Consider the following 21,868-nt stretch of genomic DNA (forward strand, 5'->3'; position numbering starts at 1 on the left):
GGAACGGTGTTACCCGGTTTGCTTTTTTCGGTCAGATTACTTCTGCGACTGAAAACCGGCAGGTTCTGTCAGCAAAAGGATGACGAACACCAGAACGGGTGTCAGCACCACGCTTGCCAGGAAGCAGCCGAACGAACCAAGCCGTGTGTCCCGACCGCGGTAACCGACCAGGACACACAAGAGCAGATAGATGACCAGTGGCGCGACAAACATCAGGCGGCTTCCGACTTCTCTTCCGCGATGTCTTCGCCCTTCTTCACCATCTTCTTGAAATGCTCCTTGTAGGCAGCTGCGTCGAAACTCAGGAAATCTCCACCCGTTTCAAAATGCTGCTGGAATACCTTGCCGACGGCAAAGGTGAAGGCACCAAGCGTAGCGCCTGATCCGACGATACCGAGCGCAGTGCCGAGCACGGGAATGGTTTTCATGAAGCTGGTGGCGATAAAGGTTCCCGCACCGACACCGCCGAGACTTCCCAGAAGCGTGGTTACTGCGGTTCTTGCGCGATTTTCCGAGAATGGCACGTCATAGACGGCTGCCAGCTTGCGGATGAGGTTGAGCTGCGTTCCGATTGCGGCGACGAGATCGAAGATCGGAACTGGAATGAGGCCGGTACCTGTGCCGACGATAACATGGTCCCGAATGATCTTTTCGGCTGCCAGCGTGCGTTCTTCCGGGGTCAGCGGAGCACTTTCGGTCTGAGCCTTGCCATCTGCCAGCTTTTCAGCTGCATCAACAGTGTCCTCAGCTTCTGATTTTGCGGAACTTGTGCGAGTGGACTTCGTTGTCATTTCACAGTTTCCTTCCTTCAGCGTCGCAGCTCCCCGCTGCTTACTCTACGTGAGCGTAGCTTGAGTGCGGTCCGATTTCAATCTTACAATCAGCGCGGTATCAATTGTCAGTTTGCGGCTTTTCCGTGTTTTGATCATTCGAAGCAGGCGCGGTCTCACCTGACGTCGTGCTTTCGCTTGATGTACTGTCGCCGGTCGAATTTTCGTCAGGCCTCAGCTGTGTCTCCTGATCCTGAGATGTATCTGCCTCTGCTGTAGGAGCGTTCGGGAAAAGCTGTGGCAGGTTATCAAAATCAGGCAATCGGTAGCGCTGCGGATTAACCGGAGCGGGCGCTGGTAAATTCGGCTGGTTTGCAATGTCGCTGCCCAGGATGAGCGGAAGCTGATCTTTCCCGCCACCGACGATCACGATCTTGCTGTTGTTGGACTTGGACAGTTCGACGGTCGCTTCAATTCCGCGCCAGGTCAGCAGTTGCGGCGTCAGGGCATCTGCAACAATCGAGTAGAATGTCTGGTAGCCGATGGCGTCGATCCGCTTGCGTTCCGCTTCCTTGCGGGCCTGCTCCAGCACGTATTCATAGGCGAGGGCGTTCTGTTCCTCGGTCAGCTTACGTGAAATCGCTTGATTGATTTCCTTCGGCAGTTCGATCCGGCGAATGATAACCTGGTCGAAGACGATGAGATCCTGATTGTTGGCTTCAATGGTCTCCATGACTTCCTTTTCGAGGCGCGTCATGTCGACCTGATAAAGCTCATGAGGGTCGTATTTGCCGATCACCGAGCGAACCGCTTCCACGGCGGTCGGGCGGACGAAACGGTCGGCGTATTCCGGCCCGATCGCCCGGTGCAGTTTGCCGGCATTATCCGCCTTCGGGTAATACAGAACCGAAATATCGGATGTGATGCGCAAGCCGTCCGCTGCCAGGCCGTGGACCGTTTCATCCTGTTTCTGGATGCGGACTTCGTACCGGTAGATGCGGTTCCACGGCCATTTGATGTTGATGCCTTCGGGATAAACAAACCTGGTTTCGGTGCCGACGGTGAGGGTTCTGAACAGGACGCCGACTTCACCCGGCCCGATGACAAAGAACGTCAGCGGCCACAAGACAATCGAGACGAAACCGAGCAGCAGCAGATAGGCGATGGCCTTGTCGGTCCGGCTCATCCTGTGGATCTTGCGCGGCTTCTTTTTCGGCTTACCAACTTCGACGTCGTCTTCCGCAACGCTCATTCAGCGCTCCCAGGAATTGAAACGGCTCCGCAGCTCGTTAAGGTGACCTAGCGGCCAAGAAACGCATAAAAACAAGAACTCTCAATGCTTTCCGAGTAGTCTTGTCTGCGTCAATTGCAGCACAGTTGCAAGAAAACAACTCTGTGGCAAGCGTGTTTCTTGAGCTAGGCAAGAGCCAAAGAATTTGCTTAAGTTGTGTTGTGTAGCGTTGCGTCACTACAACGTATGGTTAATTTCACGGTTTGTGAAACCAAGATCGAAACAGACTATGGGAGTGGTGAGTGTCAGCCAGCACAGGGTCATTCAGTTTCGATCGCAAGGACCTTAGCCGGTTCCTTTTCGACCTTTACGATTATGAGCCAAGGCTCTTGCGCAAGCTGATCTCCGCCAGGCCCTACGTCTGCCCATTCGAAGAGATGGAGCGGCATGTTCCAGCAAATGCAAAGGTTCTGGATGTAGGCTGCGGCAATGGCGCGTTGCTGGCGATTCTGCTGGCATCCGGGAGGATAAGCGAAGCAACCGGCTGCGATGTCCACGAAGGCGCTCTTGCCTCGGCCCGCAAGGCAGCGGGGAGAACGGGGCACTCAGGGGAAGTATCCTTCCTGCGAATTGGCAGCTTCGCGGAGCTGCCGGACGACTGCTTCGATGTGGTGACCATGGTCGACGTGCTGCACCATGTTGCCGAAGCTGAACGGATGACGGCTGTTGAAGAGGCGATCAAACGGGTCGGTCCCGCAGGAGTGTTCCTTTTCAAGGATATGGTCGAAGCACCTTTCTGGCGCCGCCTGGCCCACAATATAGATGACCTGATTTTTTCCGGTGAATGGGTGAAGCAGGTGAAAACCGCAGAAGTTGAGAAGCAGGTAAGGGCTGCGGGCTTTGAACTGGTCGAGAGTCTCGAAATACCAAGGGTCTTTTACGGCAACACCCTGAGGGTTTTTCGAAAAATTTAGTAAACGTCGAAAAGAGATATGTTGAACGACGAATGTGAATAAAAATTAACTTATCTTCTGCGAAAAATTCGTGAATTGTTTTTTATTGCCGTTAGGTCATGAGAATGAAAAGTGAGTAGGTAGCTAATTTAAACGATCGATTACTTTGCTTAAAACCGGTCTTGGGGGGTGATTTGAGTTCTGGTGTTGCAAATCGTCATATGTTTCTGGCCGGGTATGTTCTGGTGCCTGGAAGCCATTTCGCCGGCATGTGGCGCCACCCGTACAGCGAAACGGATTTCTGTGATCCCGATCTCTTCAAGGATATGGCGGTCACATTGGAACGCGGCGGGTTCGACCTCGCATTCATTCCAGAATCGCTCAGCGTGACAACCGGACTGAACGACAACTACGAAACCTTTTTGAAACACGGTGCGGTTGGTGCCATCCGCCATGACCCGAACCTGCTGGTTTCCCTCATGGCCTCGGTAACGAAGTCGCTCGGTTTTACGGTCACGCTATCGACCACCTACATGGAACCTTATCATCTGGCCCGTACGCTCAGTACGCTGGACCATTTCAGCAGGGGCCGGATCTCGTGGAACGTCGTAACCTCCGCTGGTCCGAGCAACGGGCACAATTTCGGTCATTTCCCAAAGCTCATTTCTCCCGAAGCCTATGACAGGGCGGAAGAGATCCTGGAGATCTGCCGCAAGCTCTGGAAGTCCTGGGAACCGGACGCGCTGGTAAGCGACAAGGCGTCCGGGCTTTACGCGGACACCGGCAAGATCCATCCCATTGATCACGAAGGCGAACGCTTCAAACTTCGAGGTCCCTTGTCACTTCCCGCCGGACCGGACGGTGAACCGATCCTGATGAGTGTCGGCGTTTCTCCGCGGGGTCGTGATTTTTCCGCCAAATGGGTTGATGTCGTTTTCGCCATTCAGGCAGATGCCGAGGGCATGTCGGAACTGCGTGCCGATGTTCGCCGCCGGGCTGCAGAGATGGGGCGCGACCCGGAGAAGATATTCCTGCTGACGGCGGTGCAACCTGTGATCGGTGAAACCGAAGCCATTGCAAAAGCGCGGGCCGAATATCTGGACGAGCTGATCCATCCGGATGTCGCCATCGCCTTTCTGTCGGGCATGATCGGCGTCGACGCGACAGGTTTCGATCCTGATACGCCAATCGACAAGGTGTTGGAGAGTTCTGGCAAGTCGCAAAACAAGGCGGCTGTCGATGGCGGAGCCGCATTTCCCTGGTTGGAGAGGATCCGGGAAGAGGACAGGGGAAGGCTCTGGACGCTTCGCGACATTGCCATTCGGATGGCGCGGAGCACGTCGACGCCGCGTCTTGTCGGAACGCCGGAACAGGTGGCCGATCAGCTTGAGAGCTATTTTACAAGCGGCGCTTGCGACGGCTTCGTGATTACCCCGACCCACTTTCCCGGAAGCTTTGACGAGTTTTCCCGCTCCGTCGTGCCAATTCTCCGCCAGCGAGGGCATGTACGGCCGGCGGGGCACGAACCTTTGACACTCAGGCAGCGCCTCGGGCTGCAAGGCTGACGATATTTCAATTCGGTTTCGGCCGGACAGGCAAAACAGAAACGGCAATTCTTCGACGGAGTTGATCTCAATGACATCCCGCGAAAGTGGTTTCCAGACAGCAAAGGCAAAGGCTGCCTCAGGCAGCATTGCGCGTCCGGATGCCAGCCATTTGCCGTTGGAAGCAACATCGGACAATGAGAACACTTCTGTTCGCGCACTTTTTGCCAGGCAAGTGAAGTCGGGGCCCCGCGAGACCGCACTGATACTGCCGGATAGGGGGCTGACCTTCGAGGAACTGGACCGGAAGGCGAACCGTGTCGCGTGGTACCTCATAGGCCGGGGTATCGGGCCTGGCAAGATCGTGGCACTCGGCTGTGCTGCCGGGCCGGACCTCGTCGTAAGCCTGCTGGGCGTGATCAAGACCGGAGCGTGCTACATGCCGCTCGATCCGACCTATCCTCGACAGCGTCTGATTGACATGCTTCAAGACGCAGAGCCGGATCTGATCCTTGCGGAACAACCGGTCGCCGGCGTCATTGAGGCGGCTGGTCAGACAGCGCGGGCGGTCTTTCTTGGAAACGGTTCGCTGAGCCGGGACATCGCCAGACAGCCAGATATCGCTCCTGTGGGTGGTGATCTTGTTCGTCGGCTGACGGGCCATGATCCTGCCTATCTGGTCTATACGTCCGGTTCCACCGGGCGGCCCAAGGGCGTGCTGGGACGGCAGGCCGCTCTTGCCAACAGGCTGGTCTGGATATCGGAAGCCTTGCCCTTCGCACCGGGTGAGCGGACGCTGTTCAAGACCTCCTTGAACTTCATTGACGGGTCGACCGAGCTGTTGGGCGCCTTGTGCAATGGCTGTGCGGTCGTCCTCGAAAGAGGAAATGTTTCCGCTGACCCAAGGCGACTGGCAGAGACGGTAGCGACGTTTGCCGTCACGCGGTTGACCGTTGTGCCGAGTCTGCTGGCAAGTCTTCTCGAGGACGACTGTTTGCCAGACTTGAAGGGCTGCCGGACCTGGGTCACGAGTGGCGAGCCTCTACCATCAAGTCTCCTGCAAAAATTCTGCGAGAAACTGCCAGACGCCCGCTTGTTCAACTTCTACGGTGCGTCAGAAGCTGCGGGGGACAGCCTCTGGGCGCGATGTGATGCAGACGGGAAAGTTGCCATCGGCAACCCTATACGGGAAACAGTCGTCTACCTGCTCGACGATCTGCTTCAGCCTGTCTCCGACGGAGAGACCGGTGAACTCTGCATAACCGGCACAGGTCTTGCGCTTGGATATCATCGCCAACCGGACAAAACAGCAGAACGCTTCATAGCTTCGCCGTTCGGACCCGCTGGTGCCTTGCTCTACAGAACAGGCGACGTTGCGCGGCGAATGCCTGACGGTGGCTACGAGTATCTGGGGCGTTCCGACCATCAGGTGAAGATACGCGGCGTCCGCGTCGAGCCGGGAGAAGTCGCAGCAGCCTTGGACAGATTGCCGGAAGTTGCCCGTTCGGCTGTCGTTGCGAAGCGACGTGACGACACGGACGTCTATCTTGCTGCCTATGTTGTCTGGGAAGTGGGAGCCGACAAGGATATCGCAAGGCTTATGGCCGCCTTGGCAGAAGCTCTCCCTCCAGCCTTTCTGCCGTCGGCGATCATGGCTCTGGATGCACTTCCGCTCACACCCAATGGCAAGTTGGACAGGGCAGCGTTGCCGGATCCAGTGCGGACGGCTGGGCGGAGCGCAAGCGGAACGCAGAGCGACCTTGAAACCGCAATCTGTGAGACATTTACAGAGCTGCTCGGCGTCCACTCGGTTTCAGTCCATGATAATTTCTTTCTCCTGGGTGGGCATTCACTGCTGGCCGCTCGTCTTGCATATCGACTGAGAGACCGTTTTGGCGTGCAGATTGCGCCGGGCGAGATTTTCGACGCGCCGACACCGGCTGCGCTTGCCCGTCTGATAGGGGCAGAGAAACCATGTTCCCTGAAACTGAAATCCGTTGCGCGACCCGACAAGGTTCCGCTGTCTTCTGCTCAAAAGCGTCTCTGGTTCCTGCAGCGGCTTCACCCGGAAGATACTTCCTACAATCTGGCCTACCGCTTCCGGCTTTCCGGCGCTGTCGATCCGTCCGTTCTCGGGCAAGCCTGGTCAGACGTTATCGAGAGGCACGAGGTCTTGCGGACCGTTTATCCGCAAGACGGGGCCGGAGAGCCGTATCAGGACATCCGTACGGGTTTCGTTTCGGAAGATGTCATACGGATTGTTTCAGTACCGGGAGCTGAAGGCCGGTCAGAACTCTCCCGTCAGTCTTCCAAGCCGTTCGATCTGTGCAAGGAACTGCCGGTGAGAGTGTCGATCGTTACGGACGAAAATTTCGGTCCTGAACCGCAATGCATGATGCAGATCGTCGTGCATCATATCGCGATTGACGGTGGCGCCCTGCGCCCATTGCTTGCCGACTTCGAGACGGCCTTTGCGGCGAGAATGAGCGGCAAGGAACCTGTCTGGCAAAAGCCGGCAGTCCAATATGCCGACTTCGCAAGTTGGCAGCATACTCGGCTGTCCGGGGCAGCAGAACAGGAACTTGCCGCTCGTCTTGCCGAAGCAAGCGAAGACCTCGCAGGCGCTCCGGATTGCGTTGATCTGCCTTGTGCCGAAGGGCAACGAAAGAATACCTATTGGCAAGGCGACGGAGTAGCCGTCGCTATCCCGCCAGAGCTTCATTGCAAGCTTGAGCGACTGGCAATGGAAACTCGGACCAGCCTGTTCATGGTACTGCAGGCTGCGATGGCTGCGACCTTGGCGCGGCTCGGCGCTGGGGACGACATCGTCATCGGAACGCCTGTCGATGGCCGCCCGGACAGCACTTTCGAAGAAACCATAGGTCTCTTCGTCAACATGCTGGCGCTCCGGAGCGATCTTTCCTGCAGACCGACCTTTCGCGAATTATTGGCCGATACGCGCCAGCGGAACCTTGTCGCGTATTCCCGCCGGGACGTGCCGTTTGAGCTCGTGGTCGACAAGGTCGCTCCACGCAGGGACCTGTCCTTTCATCCGGTGATTCAGACCGTTCTGGCGCTCGATATGGCAGGAGCGACTGTTCTTACCTTGCCGGGGTTGACCTGCGAGGTTGAAGACGTGCCTGTCGAAGCCTCAAAGTTCGATCTTTCCTTCGACCTGACTGCTCAACGCGACGAGGTCGGAGGCGCAGGCGGTATCGACGGGCGGATCGAATTCCGGACAGATCTCCTGGATCGGGAGGTTGCGGGCAATATTTCCCGGCGTTTCATCGATCTACTTCGCGCAGCCGTGGAAAATCCGGACAAACGGATCGACCACCTCATGATTGTCGATCCCGACGAAACGTCACGCCTTGCCGCCTTGTGCGAAGGCGAGCAGGTCGAAAAAGCTGCGATCGAAATGTCTTTGCCCGAGCGGTTTCGTCTGCTGGCCAGGGAAAAGGGCGGGAAGGTCGCTCTCTCCAGCCAGACCCGCACGCTTTCCTATGCCGAGCTCGATGCATTGTCGGACCGCGTTGCGCAAAACCTCCTCCGCCGGGGTGTTGCACCCGGGGCGCGGGTCGCGGTCCTGATGGACCGTTCCATTGATCTTGTCGTCGCAACGCTCGCGATCGTGAAGGCAGGTGGGGCATATGTTCCCTTGAACAGGAACGATCCTGCCAACAGGCTTCAACAACTCGTTGCCGACACCCGGGCCCACCTCGTGCTAACTGACGGTGAAGACGCGATATCAGTCAGTTTCAATGATGCACCCTGCGTTCCTTTCAGCCACCTGCAAGTGGCGGCGGGAAAGGAGACCTTACCGAATATCACCAATGGACAGATCGCCTGCGTTCTCTTCACCTCCGGCTCCACAGGCAGGCCGAAGGGGATCGCGATCAGCCACCGCAATATTCAAGCCCTCGCGCTCGACGGATGCTGGCCGGAAGGCTCTCATGAACGGGTCTTGCTGCATTCGCCCTATGCATTTGACGCTTCGACCTATGAAATCTGGACACCGCTCATGTTGGGGCAGGAGCTTTTCGTCGCGCCGCCTGGCATTCTCGATGCTGAAACGATTGCGCGGCTGGTCGAAGAGCACAAGGTATCTGCAGCCTGCATCACGACACGTCTTTTCAACATCATTGCAGGTGAAAAACCCGAAGCATTCAAGCCTTTGAGGTCAGTGCTGATAGGTGGTGAGGCGGCTTCCGCAGAAGCCTTGCGCCGGGCAACGGCAGCCTCGCCAGGGACGCGGTTCGTCAATGGCTATGGCCCGGCAGAGGGCACGACCTTCGTGACTTGGCATGCAATGCACACGCTGGAGAAATCCGCGCACAAGGTTCCCATCGGGTTGCCGCGTGACAATTGTAGCGTCCGAATTCTGGATGACCGCCTGCAACCTGTCGGTATCGGCATGGTGGGCGAGCTTTACCTGGCCGGTGACTGCCTGACGCTTGGCTATCTCGACCGGACCGGTCTGACGGCCGAGCGCTTCGTTGCCGATCCCGCGGGGCCCGCAGGCAGCAGAATGTATCGCACCGGGGATCTGGTGCGCTGGCGCAGCGACGGCTTGCTGACCTTCGTCGGACGTGCCGATCACCAGGTCAAGATCAATGGCTTCCGTATCGAGCCGCAGGAAGTCGAAAACGCTATCGGTAGGCAGTCGGACATAGGCCAGTGCACGGTGATCGTGCGTGAAGACAGGCCCGGGGAAAAGAAACTCGTTGCCTATGTGGTTGGTACGGGGACAGGAGAACCAGATCTTGCAGGCTTGCGAAAAAGACTGTCCGAGACACTCCCTGCATTCATGGTGCCAGCCCATTTTGTTCTTCTGGAACAACTTCCTTTCACGACCAATGGCAAGTTGGACATCAAGCGTCTGCCTGCGCCTGAAATTCACGGCGATGGAGCGAAGGTACCTGCGGGGCAAACCGAGACCGATATCTGCGCATTGTTTGCTGATGTTCTGGGTCTGGAAACCGTAGGGCCTGCCGACAACTTCTTCGCACTTGGCGGCGACAGTATTCTCTCCATTCAACTGGTCAGCCGAGCACGGCGAGCAGGGCTGGTGTTTTCGGCAAGGGATGTCTTCAGCAACAAGACCCCTGCAGAGCTGGCAACGGTTGCGCAAAGGCAGCAATTGCCGGAGATCGGAACTGATCTCAAGTCAGGATGGATCAGCGAGGAAGATCTGAGCATTGTCAGCAGCCGCTACGGCGGTTTGCTATCGACGGTGTGGCCGTTGACGGGCCTTCAGTCGGGTTTGCTGTTTCACGCCTTGATGGACGCTGAGACGGGCGAGGACGCCTACAAGGTGCAGACGGTGGTCAGCTTCGATGGCCCGGTGGATGTGCAGCGTCTTGAGGCGAGCCTTCAGGGTCTCGTTGCCCGGCACGCTCCCCTGCGGGCAGTCTTCTGCCACGAAGGCCTGAGCGATCCCGTCCAGGTGATCCTGTCGAAGGTCGAGCTGCCGTTTGTGCAAGTGGACTTGTCAGAGGACGCAGATCCGGAAGCGGCGCTGGAGCGGTTTCTCTTGGAAGACAGGAAGACCCGTTTCGACCTTGCTCAAGGTCCACTGCTGCGTGTCTGCCTCGTAAAACGTCCGGACGGCGGTGCCTGGCTGGTGTTGACCAATCACCACATTCTTCTCGACGGTTGGTCGCTGCCGGTGCTGATGCGGGAGCTGAAGGAGATTTACGAAGCCGGCGGGGCAGGGGGGCTGCCGCCAGTAACGCCGTTTGACCGGTATCTCGGCTGGCTTCAGCAGCAGGACAAGACGGCTGCGAAAACGGCCTGGCAAGAAGCTCTGTCCGGTCTGGAAGAGCCGACCCGGCTGGCGGCCTCTGTCTATGGCCAGTCTGCAAACAGTTCCACCGGCTCCTCGTCAGGTGAAAGCAGTGCGGTGCTGCGCTTTGACGATCTGCTGAGCGAGGACGCAACCCGGTCATTGGAAGGCCTGGCCCGCACGCTGGACATCACCTTGAACACGGTGCTCCAGGGCGCCTGGTCGGTCGTGCTTGGCCGCATCTGTGGGCGGGATGATCTGGTCTTCGGCACGACGGTCTCCGGCCGACCTGCCGAGATCACCGGCGTCGAAACCATGGCGGGCCTCTTCATCAACACCGTGCCGGTAAGGGCAAAGCCTGTTCCGGCAACACCCGTCACCGCCTTCCTGAAGGAGCTGCAGTTCCGTCAGGCCGCACTTCTGCCGCACCAGCATCTGGGGCTGCCGGAGATCCAGGCAGAAGCGGGACTTGGAGACCTGTTCGACACGCTGGTGGTGTTCGAGAACTATCCCTTCAGCGACGAGACCCATGAGGCTTCGCCGGATGGCCTGCGGATCAGCGGTGTCGAGGTGCATGACCAGACCCATTATCCTTTGAGCCTGATGGTTGTTCCGGGCAAACGGCTGCTGCTGCGGCTGGATTGCCGGGAAGAACGGATCGGCGCAGACCTTGGCCGCAGTCTTCTTGGGCAGTTGTGCAATGTACTGGCGCAGATGGCCTCCCGTCCGGAAGCGCCGCTCGGATCTCTCGAGATGCTGCCGGCTTCTGAAAGAAAGGCTGTGCAGGACCGGTGGAACGCAACACGGCACGCCCTGCCGGAAGGGGATCTGACGGAGCTTGTCTCTGCAACGGCTTCCCGGTTTGGAACGCGGGAAGCGGTTATCGGCAGCACGGAGCGGCTGACCTATGCCGAGCTTGAGGTACGGGCAAACCGGCTGGCGCATCTTCTGATCCGGCGCGGCATTGGTGCTGAGGACCGGGTCGCGATTGCCTTGCCGAGAAACCCGGACATGATCGTGGCGCTGCTGGCGGTGCTGAAAACGGGCGCCACCTATCTGCCGCTGGATCCGGACTATCCGGCAGCCCGCATTGCGATGATGCTGGACGATGCCGCGCCGCGTCTTGTGATCTCCGAGACGGTGACCGCCGCCGCCTTGACGGACGGTGCGCCGACTTCGGCGCTTCTGCTGCTGGATGCCGAGGCGACCGGTGCCGAGCTGGCTGCAATGTCCGCTTCGACCCCGACCGATGCCGACCGGAAACAGCCGATTGATCCCGCGCACCCGGCCTACGTCATCTACACGTCCGGCTCGACCGGTAAGCCGAAAGGTGTCGTCGTTACACGCGAGGGGCTTTCAAATCTCGCCTATGCCCAGATCGAACGGTTTGCGATTTCGGAACAGTCTCGGGTCGCGCAGTTCGCATCCTTCAGTTTCGACGCCGCCTTTTCGGAAATCGCCACGGCCCTGGTCTCCGGTGCGGCTCTTGTGATCTGGGCAAGACAGGCATTCACAGATCCCGCAGCCCTGAAGACATTCATGTATGCGCAACGGGTAACGCATATCACGTTGTCGCCGAGCCTCTTGAGCGTGATGTCGACGACAGACCTTCCCGAAGGTTGTGTGCTGGTAACGGCCGGCGAAGCCATCAGCGTGCCGGAAGTTCGCAGATGGTCTGACCGTTGTTGCCTCGTCAATGCTTACGGCCCTACAGAAGTGACCGTGTGCGGTTCCATGAGCTTGCCGCTGACACCTGTTCAGGAAGTCGATATCGCGCCCATCGGGTTGCCGATCTGGAATTCCAGCCTCTACGTACTTGATCAAACGCTTCAGCCCGTCCCGAACGGTGTGGCTGGAGAATTGTACATCGGCGGTGTCGGTCTTGCACGGGGCTATCAGAACCTGGCGGATCTGACCTCTTCCAGATTTGTCGCCGACCCGTTCGCCGGTGCCGGACGGCGAATGTACCGAACGGGGGATCTCGTCTACCGTGCGGAAGACGGCAACCTCTTTTTCCTGGGCCGCAGTGATGCGCAGGTCAAGGTCAGGGGACGACGTATCGAGCCGGGCGAAATCGAACGTGTGCTTCTGGAACGCAGTGATGTCGCCCAATGTCTCGTGAGCGTCTACAGCGACCGGAAGGGCGCTTCGAGGCTCGTTGCCTACGTGATCGGGCAGGAACGATCGGATCCAAGTGCAGAAGAGCTGCAGCGCTACTGCGCCGACCGTCTGCCGGATTATATGGTTCCGGCACAGATAGACCTCTTACCCTACTTGCCAAGGCTTCCGAACGGCAAGATCGACAGGAAGGCCCTGCCGGCACCCAGCCGCCCGCAAAGAGCTGAAGAAACAAGACGGCAGTCTCCGGCAGAACAGGCGGTAGCCGCCGCTTTTGCCGAAACGCTCGGCATATCGCCTCCCGCGCTCGACGACAGCTTCTTCGGTCTCGGCGGCGACAGCATATCGGCAATCCGGCTTGTTGGACTGTTGCGTCGAAAGGGTCTCAAGGCAACACCGAAAGACGTCTTCGATCACAAGACGGTTGCAAAGCTTGCGAGCGTGGCAAGGACGCTTGAAGGACCGGAAGTCAATGAACTGATGGAGTTTGAGCCAGATACCGTTTTGCCGACGCCAATCCTGCGCTGGTTTGCAGAACTGGGTGGTCCCGTCGACGGCTTTTTCCAGTCGACCTGTCTGATGCTTCCGAAAGGGGCAAATGCCGAATTCCTGCAAACAGCTCTGGGGGCAATCGTCCAGCGGCACGGGATGCTGCGGGCTCGAGCGAACAAGACCATGCCGGCGATGAAGATTGCTCCGGTTGCCGAGTTCACTGACGTTTTCCCTATAAAGCACTTCAGCCTGAGTGAGATCGAAAACGAAAACGGGCTGAAAGATCTTCTGGAAGAAGAGCATGCCGCCGCAGTTGAGGCCTTGTCTCTTTCGCGAGGCAAGGTGTTCAGTGCCATCTGGTTTGACCGTGGCCAGATGGAGCCGGGTCTGCTTCTGCTTGTGGCGCACCATCTGGTGATCGATGGTGTCTCCTGGCGCATCCTGACCGATGATCTCCGGACAGCTTGGGACGATTGGTCGGCCGACCGCCCGATCAGCCTGGAACCTGAAAGCACTTCTTTCCCAGCGTGGAGCAGGCTGCTGCAAGCCGATGCGGCCTCCGATGCGCGCGTATCTGAAGAGGGGTACTGGAGCGCGCTTCTTTCATCCGGCGCTGAGCGCTTTCTGGCAGGTGATCTGGACCGCAAGCAGGATACGGTTCAGACGTTGAAGTCCCTTGCTAGCCTTCTGAGCGCTGAGGAAACCGAGCAGATCCTGACCCGTCTGCCTGCTCTTTACAGCTGCGGACCGCAGGATGTGCTTCTGGCAGCACTTGGCCTTGCCGTTGGGGCTTTCAAAACTTCCAGGTCCGGAAAACCGGGTGGACCGATCCTGTGCGATGTCGAAGGGCATGGACGTGAAGCGATTGGAGACGCGGACCTCAGCCGAACTGTCGGCTGGTTCACTAGCGTCTTTCCGGCACGACTGGAGGTCACGACGGCGGGAAATGGAATTTCCGGTATGTCCGACGCGGACCTCAAGCAGCTCATCATCGAGATCAAGGAGCAAGCCTCCGCACGTCCCGATCATGGCCTTGGTTATGGAATGCTGCGGTATCTCAACAAGGAGTCTTCCGCCAAACTTGCGAGCGAAAACAAGGCGCAGATCGCCTTCAACTATCTCGGTCGTTTTCCGGCGGGCGCTGGTGGTGCTTGGAGCGCGGCACCGTTCTTTGGAGGATTGCGCGGCGGTTTCGATCCGGCAACACCGCTTGCTCACATGCTTTCCATCGATTGTCAGGCGATCGAAGAGGAAAAGGGCTTTTGCCTCCACACCGAGTTCGGGTTTGCCAGCAGACATCTTTCGGAAAAAGAGATCGCTGAATTCAAGACACTCTGGGAAGAAGCTCTGATCCGGCTGGCAGCACACGGCAACTGGTCTAAAGCCGGTGGTCAGTCGCCTTCGGACTTCCCGCTGGCTGCTGTTTCCCAGGACGATGTCGACTTGCTTGTTGAACGCTACGGCGGTTTGCTATCGACGGTGTGGCCATTGACGGGTCTTCAGTCGGGTTTGCTGTTTCACGCCTTGATGGACGCTGAGACGGGCGAGGACGCCTACAAGGTGCAGACGGTGGTCAGCCTCGATGGCCCGGTGGATGCGCAGCGTCTTGAGGCGAGCCTTCAGGGTCTCGTTGCCCGGCACGCACCTCTGCGGGCAGTCTTCTGCCACGAAGGCCTGAGCGATACCGTTCAGGTGATCCTGTCGAAAGTCGAGCTGCCGTTTGTGCAGGTGGACTTGTCCGAGGACGCAGATCCGGAAGCGGCGCTGGAGCGGTTTCTCCTGGAAGACAGGGAGACCGGTTTCGACCTTGCTCAAGGTCCATTGCTGCGTGTCTGCCTTATAAAACGTCCGGACGGCGGTGCCTGGCTGGTGTTGACCAATCACCACATTCTTCTCGACGGCTGGTCGCTGCCGGTGCTGATGCGGGAGCTGAAGGAGATTTATGAAGCCGGCGGGGCAGGGGTTCTGCCGCCCGTAACGCCGTTTGACCGGTATCTCGGCTGGCTGCAGCAGCAGGACAAGACGGCTGCGAAAGCGGCCTGGCAAGAAGGTCTGTCCGGTCTGGAAGAACCGACCCGGCTGGCGGCCTCTGTCTATGGCCAGTCTGCAAACACGTCCTCCGGCTCCTCGTCAGGTGAAAGCAGTGCGGTGCTGCGCTTTGACGATCTGCTGAGCGAGGACGCAACCCGGTCATTGGAAGGCCTGGCCCGCACGCTGGACATCACCTTGAACACGGTGCTCCAGGGCGCCTGGTCGGTCGTGCTTGGCCGCATCTGTGGGCGGGATGATCTGGTCTTCGGCACGACGGTCTCCGGCCGACCTGCCGAGATCACCGGCGTCGAAACCATGGCGGGCCTCTTCATCAACACCGTGCCGGTAAGGGCAAAGCCTGTTCCGGCAACACCCGTCACCGCCTTCCTGAAGGAGCTGCAGTTCCGTCAGGCCGCACTTCTGCCGCACCAGCATCTGGGGCTGCCGGAGATCCAGGCAGAAGCGGGACTTGGAGACCTGTTCGACACGCTGGTGGTGTTCGAGAACTATCCCTTCAGCGACGAGACCCATGAGGCTTCGCCGGATGGCCTGCGGATCAGCGGTGTCGAGGTGCATGACCAGACCCATTATCCTTTGAGCCTGATGGTTGTTCCGGGCAAACGGCTGCTGCTGCGGCTGGATTGCCGGGAAGAACGGATCGGCGCAGACCTTGGCCGCAGTCTTCTTGGGCAGTTGTGCAATGTACTGGCGCAGATGGCCTCCCGTCCGGAAGCGCCGCTCGGATCTCTCGAGATGCTGCCGGCTTCTGAAAGAAAGGCTGTGCAGGACCGGTGGAACGCAACACGGCACGCCTTGCCGGAAGGGGATCTGACGGAGCTTGTCTCTGCAACGGCTTCCCGGTTTGGAACGCGGGAAGCGGTTATCGGCAGCACGGAGCGGCTGACCTATGCCGAGCTTGAGGTACGGGCAAACCGGCTGGCGCATCTTCTGATCCGGCGCGGCATTGGTGCTGAGGACCGGGTCGCGATTGCCTTGCCGAGAAACCCGGACATGATCGTGGCGCTGCTGGCGGTGCTGAAAACGGGCGCCACCTATCTGCCGCTGGATCCGGACTATCCGGCAGCCCGCATTGCGATGATGCTGGACGATGCCGCGCCGCGTCTTGTGATCTCCGAGACGGTGACCGCCGCCGCCTTGACGGACGGTGCGCCGACTTCGGCGCTTCTGCTGCTGGATGCCGAGGCGACCGGTGCCGAGCTGGCTGCAATGTCCGCTTCGACCCCGACCGATGCCGACCGGAAACAGCCGATTGATCCCGCGCACCCGGCCTACGTCATCTACACGTCCGGCTCGACTGGTAAGCCGAAAGGTGTCGTCGTTACACGCGAGGGGCTCAAGAACCTTCTGTGTTGCCTGAGTACCGAGCTTCGCCTTCTGCCGCAGGACAAGGTGCTCAGCGCGACCACGATCGGGTTCGACATTGCCGGGCTTGAGCTCTACGGCCCGCTGCTGGTTGGTGCAGGAGTAGTGCTGTTTGAAGGCAATCAGCGCGAAGCGGACCGCCTCCATGACTGGATCGGCCAGGAAAAACCAACGGTCATGCAGGCAACGCCATCGCTCTGGCGGTCGCTTCTGGAGGTTGGGCCACTGCCGCGTTTGCAGGTTCTTGTGGGCGGTGAGGCTCTGGACGGCGGACTAGCGTCGCAGCTGCAAGCCGCAGGGCCGGTGACGAATGTCTATGGCCCGACCGAGACAACGATCTGGTCTGTGAGCGCCTCTGTTCGCCCTGAAAGTTCGGGCATTCCGTCTATCGGGCAACCTTTGTGGAACTCACAGGTCTACGTACTTGATGAGACCCTTCAGCCTGTCGCCGAAGGTATTTCCGGCGAACTCTACATTGGTGGGCTTGGGCTCGCACGTGGCTATCATGGGCGTTCGGACCTGACGAGCGAACGCTTTGTTGCCGATCCGTTTGCAGGCCATGGAGCGCGCATGTACCGGACCGGGGACACGGTCTATCGCAGAAGCAACGGTGAGCTTGTGTTCCTGGGACGCGGAGACAGCCAGGTCAAGATCCGAGGCCATCGTATCGAGCTTGGCGAGATCGAGGCGACTATCGCATCGATGACAAACATTGCGCAGGCGGTGGTCTTGGACCGGCCGGATGGAGCGCGAGGTTCTTCGCTCGTTGCCTATGTTGTTCCGGAAGAAGGGGCTGAACTTAACACTGAAGAGCTTCGTTCCGTGCTCCAGCGAAACCTGCCTGACTACATGGTGCCTGGCGCTTTTATCGTACTCCCGGAATTGCCGTTGACACCAAATGGAAAGCTGAACCGTCTGGCGCTGCCGGATCCTGTCTGGAAACGGGGAGAAACAAGTCCGGCAACACTCCAGGAAACGTTGTTGTGCAATCTCTTCGCTGAACTGCTGCCCGGCGTAGTGCCGGGACCGGAAGACAGTTTCTTTGATATGGGGGGGCATTCGCTGCTCGCCGCACGCCTGAAGGCACTGATGAAGGAACGCATGGGGCTGGACGTCAGCCTTCGTGATATTTTCGAAACACCGACGGTGCGCGGTCTGCTCTCGCTCCGGCAAGGTCGCAAGACCGGTTTGCTGGAGCCGGTGCTGCAGATCCGGCGGGCAGGATGTCAGGCGCCACTATTTTGCGTTCATCCGGGCTTCGGTCTTGGTTGGACGTATGCCGGCCTTGCTTCCGTCCTGCCAGCCGATGTCCCGATCATCGCCCTTCAGGCGCGCGGCTACATCGGCAAGGCCGATTTGCCTTCAACGCTGAACCAATTGGCGGCCGATTACGTCGCAAGTGTCAACAAGGTGGCCAGCACGGGCCCGGTTCGGTTGCTTGGCTGGTCGTTCGGAGGGCTGGCTGCCTTCGAAATGGCACGTCTTTTGGAAGAAAGCGGCAGAGACGTCGAGTTCCTGATGCTTCTGGACAGTTATCCGATGCACGAAGGAGACCCGTTGCCGGATCTTTCAGATAGTGGAGCGCGCGGTGCGTTCCTTGAAATGATCGGCTTCGATCCGCATGGACGCGTACCCGAAGACATTACCTTTGAGGATGTCCGGAGATTTCTGGAAGACAGTGCCCATCCTCTGGCAGACCTCAGCCCAGTCGACTTCAACAACATGCTGCGGATCGCCCGAAACAACGCGCTGCTCGCACATGGCTATCGGCCCAAGACGTTAAACTGTCCCCTGGTGCATTACGCTTCGAACAATACGAAACGTATGCTGGGTGTTGCGGCCGATCCCTGGGAAAACCGGACAAACGGGCAATTCGAGGCGCACGCACTCGACTGTACACACCATGAAATGACATCGCAGCAGGCCCTTTGCGAAATCGGCGAGGGGCTGAATGCTTTGATGAACCTTGGCGATCAGCCGTTCAGGCAGGCCGTTGCGGAAGGGAGACTAAAGAATGTCGGTTGATATCCTCAATCCCGTGGAACCTGAACACGCTGTACAGCGCGCGATACCCATGACCGGCGCGGAGTTCATCGACAGTCTCCAGGACCAGCGCTGTGTCTATTTCAATGGAGAGCGGGTGACCGACCTGACGGGTCATCCTGCCTTTCGCAACTCGGTACGTTCCCTGGCACGGCTTTACGATGCCCTGCATCAGGACCACGATAGCGGCACCAATGTCCTGACCGCACCTGCCGATGCCGATCCAACCGGTTACACACACCGATATTTCAAGGTGGCCAGATCGGCAGAGGACCTGCTCGGTCAACAGAAGGCGATCGCGGAATGGGCGAAGCTGAGCTACGGCTGGATGGGACGCTCACCGGACTACAAAGCAGCGATCGTCAACACGTTGGACGCCAACGCGGCCTATTATGGGCCTTTCGCAGACAACGCGCGTTGCTGGTATCATCTGGCTCAGCAGCGCACCTATTTCATGAACCATGCTGTGGCCAATCCGCCGATTGACCGGGCGAAGCCTTTCAGCGATGCAAAAGACATCCTGGTTCATGTTGTCAAGGAAACAGACGCGGGGCTTTATCTTTCAGGTGCAAAGGTCGTCGCGACTTCGGCAGCACTGACCCACTACAACTTTCTCAGCCACCACGCGGTCTCGGAAACCAACGAACCGCCTACGGCTTTCATGTTCTTTCTCGACATGTCGACGCCGGGCATCAAGCTGATCTGCCGGAACTCCTACGAATATGCGGCGAGCCAATCCTCGACGCCGTTCGACAGTCCGCTGTCTTCCCGCTTCGACGAAAACGACGCCATTCTCGTTCTCGACAACGTTTTCGTGCCCTGGGAGAACGTGCTGGTCTATGGGCCTGCACACAAGCCGATCGACTTCCTGATGGACACGGGCTACCTGCAAGGCACCTGTTTCCACGGATGCACCCGGTTTGCGGTGAAGCTGGACTTTCTCGCCGGTCTGCTGACCAGGGCTTTGCACATCACCAGCGGTGACGAGTTTCGCGGAAATCAGGTTCTGCAAGGGGAGGTGATCGCCCTGCGTCACCTGTTCTGGTCGTTGTCGGATGCAATGGCCCGGACACCAGAAACCTTTGCAGACGGCGCTTTCCTGCCGGGACTATCGGCCGCGCAGGCCTATCGCGCGCTGGCGCCCGATGCCTACGGTCGTGTGAAGGAGATTGTCCAAAAGATCGTCGCGTCCGCGCTGATCTATCTGCCGTCTTCCGCAAAGGATTTCCAGAACCCTGAAATCGACGGTTATCTGGAACGGTACGTGCGCGGCTCCAACGGCGTCGGCTACAAGGACCGTATCAAGCTGATGAAGCTGCTGTGGGACGCCACGGGCTCGGAATTTGCAGGGCGTCACGAGCTTTACGAGCGCAATTATGCCGGCAATCATGAAGAGGTGAAACTGCAGCTTCCTGCAATCGCACGGCGCGACGGTTCAATGGACCAAATGCTGTCGCTTGTTGACCAGTGCCTTGATGATTATGATGAATTCGGCTGGTGCAACACGGCGTGGAAAGACTGACGCGCAAGGTTGGGAGAGACGGCGATGACAAATCCATTCGACGATCCGGACGGCATTTTCCATGTGCTGGTGAATGACGAGGAGCAGCATTCTCTCTGGCCCGAATTCGTGCCGATCCCCGATGGCTGGCGGTCGGTCTTCGGCCCCGGCAAGCGGCAGGACTGCGTGGACTACGTCAACGCCAACTGGACCGACATCCGCCCGAAAAGCCTTCGGGATGCTGCCCTGAACTGACATATTTCTCAAACGGTGATGATCCACCTGGAGCGCCTGGTCTTCGATGAATTTCTTTCGTCTCTTGTATCGTGAAGCGGGCGACAGCAAACGCACCTTCCTGCTGCTTTCCCTGGTGCCCGGGCTGGTCATGGGGCTGATCATCGCCGTCATCAACGCGGTGACGAACTATCAGCAGAACACCGGTCTGCAGTGGCAGTATCTCGGTCTCTTCGTGCTTGGCTGCGCGACCGTTCTCTTCACGATGAATCGCGCCCTCAACATGGCAACCGCAATCATCGCCGATTATCTGTGTCGCTTGCGGATCCGGGTGACCGCGCAAGTCCGCAGTCTGAACCTCGCAACCGTAGAAGAAATCGGCCTGACGCGTATCAGGGCAGCAGTTGGTCGTGACCATCAGACAATTGAGGAAACAGCGCCTGCGCTTGTCGGCCTGATCTATTTCGTCATGCAGTTGGTCATGTCGGCGCTCTACATCTGCTATCTCTCGCCGCTTGCCTTTATCGTCACCCTGGCGTTTCTGGCCGGCGCCATCTTCTTCTATCGCAAGAGCTACCGCGATGCGGAGGAACTGATGCGCCAGGCAAGCCTGAGCGAACAGGCCTTTCACAACAGCTTCGAGAATATTCTCAGCGGCTTCAAGGAAGTGAAACTGAACGCGCAGCGCAGCGACGATCTCTTCCACAACTACATCATTCCGCGATCAGAGCAGGTCGAGGATCTACGTGTGGAATCCGGCCGCTCCTTCAACTATGGCCAGTCTGTCAGTGATGTCTTCTTCTATACGCTCATGGGAACGCTGGTCTTTGCGATACCGTTTTATGTGTCGGACCTCTCGATCCCGGGCAAGATTGTCACGGTGATCGTCTTTGCCAGCGGCGCAATCACTTCGATCATCCGCATGTTGCCGGTGGTTTCGCGTGCCAATCTGGCGGTGTCCAATATCGAGGAATTGAGAGAGCTTCTGGAAAAACACAGCGAAGCCATGGATGAGCGCAGCGAAGTGCGGCAGGCAAGGCTTTCCAAAGGTATATCCCTGAAGAAGATTGCCTACACCTATCATAGCGAAGATGGCGACCGCCCGTTTTCGATCGGGCCGTGTGACCTGGAAATTGCATCGGGCGAAATGGTCTTCATCGTTGGTGGCAACGGCAGCGGCAAGTCGACCCTCGCGAAGATCCTGACAGGTCTCTATGAGCCGGATGGTGGTCATCTGTCATGGGACGACAAGGTCGTCAAACCTGAAAACATCGACCGGTATCGCAGCCTGTTTTCGGTCATCTTTTCCGATTTCCACCTCTTCGACCGGCTTTATGGTGTGGATCTGACGGACGAGCAGAAGCTTTACGACCTGCTGGAAGACATGAAACTGGACGAGAAGGTTCACTACCGGAACAACCGGTTCAGCACGACGAACCTGTCCACTGGCCAGAGAAAGCGGCTCGCCATGGTCGTTGCCCTGCTGGAAGACAGGGATGTCTACCTCTTTGACGAATGGGCCGCCGATCAGGATCCGGAGTATCGGCGCTGGTTCTATACAGATTTCCTGATGAAACTGAAGAAAGAGGGTCGCACAGTTATCGCGATCACGCATGATGACCGGTATTTCGATGTTGCAGACAAGATCGTCTGGATGGAAGAAGGCAGGATCAGCAAGGTGTCCAGTCCGGCTGATGCCACGGTCTGAAGCCGCCGGATGAGTTCTTGACGGTAGGGCCTGGCCACTGTCCAGGTCACTTTTCAACAGGGTGAAACAGTCTGC

9 protein-coding genes are annotated in these 21,868 nt (G+C 58.4%); 6 read left to right on the forward strand and 3 right to left on the reverse strand.

Annotated elements, in window-relative coordinates:
* Positions 1–36: 36 nt before the first annotated feature.
* The 3 genes from ACVDG9_RS10515 to ACVDG9_RS10525 form a co-directional block, all read right to left on the reverse strand.
* On the reverse strand, positions 37–213 hold the full coding sequence (locus ACVDG9_RS10515) for a hypothetical protein (RefSeq protein ID WP_023004113.1): 177 nt from the start codon (positions 211–213) through the stop codon (positions 37–39).
* A complete protein-coding gene (locus ACVDG9_RS10520) occupies positions 213–791 on the reverse strand; it encodes a YcjF family protein (RefSeq protein ID WP_023004114.1) in 579 nt (192 codons plus the stop codon). Before ACVDG9_RS10520 ends, ACVDG9_RS10515 begins: the two co-directional genes overlap by 1 nt.
* Before the next feature lie 100 nt (positions 792–891).
* Complete coding sequence (locus ACVDG9_RS10525; RefSeq protein WP_023004115.1) at positions 892–2,022, reverse strand: prohibitin family protein; 1,131 nt, start codon at positions 2,020–2,022, stop codon at positions 892–894.
* Between the two features lie 281 nt (positions 2,023–2,303).
* Here ACVDG9_RS10525 and ACVDG9_RS10530 point away from each other — a divergent pair, with 281 nt between their 5' ends.
* The 6 genes from ACVDG9_RS10530 to ACVDG9_RS10555 all read left to right on the forward strand — a co-directional run bounded on the left by ACVDG9_RS10530 (position 2,304) and on the right by ACVDG9_RS10555 (position 21,793).
* Positions 2,304–2,975 carry a class I SAM-dependent methyltransferase gene (locus ACVDG9_RS10530; RefSeq protein WP_447237921.1) on the forward strand — a complete coding sequence of 224 codons (672 nt, stop codon included), beginning with the start codon at positions 2,304–2,306 and terminating at the stop codon, positions 2,973–2,975.
* A 173-nt stretch (positions 2,976–3,148) separates the two neighbouring features.
* Positions 3,149–4,519 (forward strand): NtaA/DmoA family FMN-dependent monooxygenase, encoded by a 1,371-nt coding sequence (locus ACVDG9_RS10535; protein WP_447237922.1) that lies wholly within the window; start codon positions 3,149–3,151, stop codon positions 4,517–4,519.
* 70 nt (positions 4,520–4,589) lie between these two features.
* The gene (locus ACVDG9_RS10540; RefSeq protein ID WP_447237923.1) at positions 4,590–18,332 is read left to right on the forward strand and encodes a non-ribosomal peptide synthetase; all 13,743 of its coding nucleotides are present in this window, start codon (positions 4,590–4,592) and stop codon (positions 18,330–18,332) included.
* Entirely contained in the window at positions 18,322–19,872 is a 1,551-nt protein-coding gene (locus tag ACVDG9_RS10545; RefSeq protein ID WP_022999503.1) for a 4-hydroxyphenylacetate 3-hydroxylase N-terminal domain-containing protein, read from the forward strand. Before ACVDG9_RS10540 ends, ACVDG9_RS10545 begins: the two co-directional genes overlap by 11 nt.
* Positions 19,873–19,896: 24 nt before the next feature.
* The gene (locus ACVDG9_RS10550) at positions 19,897–20,106 is read left to right on the forward strand and encodes an MbtH family protein (RefSeq protein WP_022999502.1); all 210 of its coding nucleotides are present in this window, start codon (positions 19,897–19,899) and stop codon (positions 20,104–20,106) included.
* A 46-nt stretch (positions 20,107–20,152) separates the two neighbouring features.
* Entirely contained in the window at positions 20,153–21,793 is a 1,641-nt protein-coding gene (locus ACVDG9_RS10555) for a cyclic peptide export ABC transporter (protein WP_055653825.1), read from the forward strand.
* The last annotated feature ends 75 nt before the right edge of the window (positions 21,794–21,868 follow it).

It is taken from the genome of Roseibium sp. RP-7, from assembly GCF_053005225.1.

Bases quoted from the DNA above. Each gene is read 5' to 3' on its own strand.
- ACVDG9_RS10540 (WP_447237923.1), top strand. From the start codon at position 4,590: ATGACATCCCGCGAAAGTGGTTTCCAGACAGCAAAGGCAAAGGCTGCC.
- ACVDG9_RS10520 (WP_023004114.1), bottom strand. From the start codon at position 791: ATGACAACGAAGTCCACTCGCACAAGTTCCGCAAAATCAGAAGCTGAG.
- ACVDG9_RS10515 (WP_023004113.1), bottom strand. From the start codon at position 213: ATGTTTGTCGCGCCACTGGTCATCTATCTGCTCTTGTGTGTCCTGGTC.
- ACVDG9_RS10555 (WP_055653825.1), top strand. From the start codon at position 20,153: ATGAATTTCTTTCGTCTCTTGTATCGTGAAGCGGGCGACAGCAAACGC.
- ACVDG9_RS10545 (WP_022999503.1), top strand. From the start codon at position 18,322: ATGTCGGTTGATATCCTCAATCCCGTGGAACCTGAACACGCTGTACAG.
- ACVDG9_RS10550 (WP_022999502.1), top strand. From the start codon at position 19,897: ATGACAAATCCATTCGACGATCCGGACGGCATTTTCCATGTGCTGGTG.
- ACVDG9_RS10525 (WP_023004115.1), bottom strand. From the start codon at position 2,022: ATGAGCGTTGCGGAAGACGACGTCGAAGTTGGTAAGCCGAAAAAGAAG.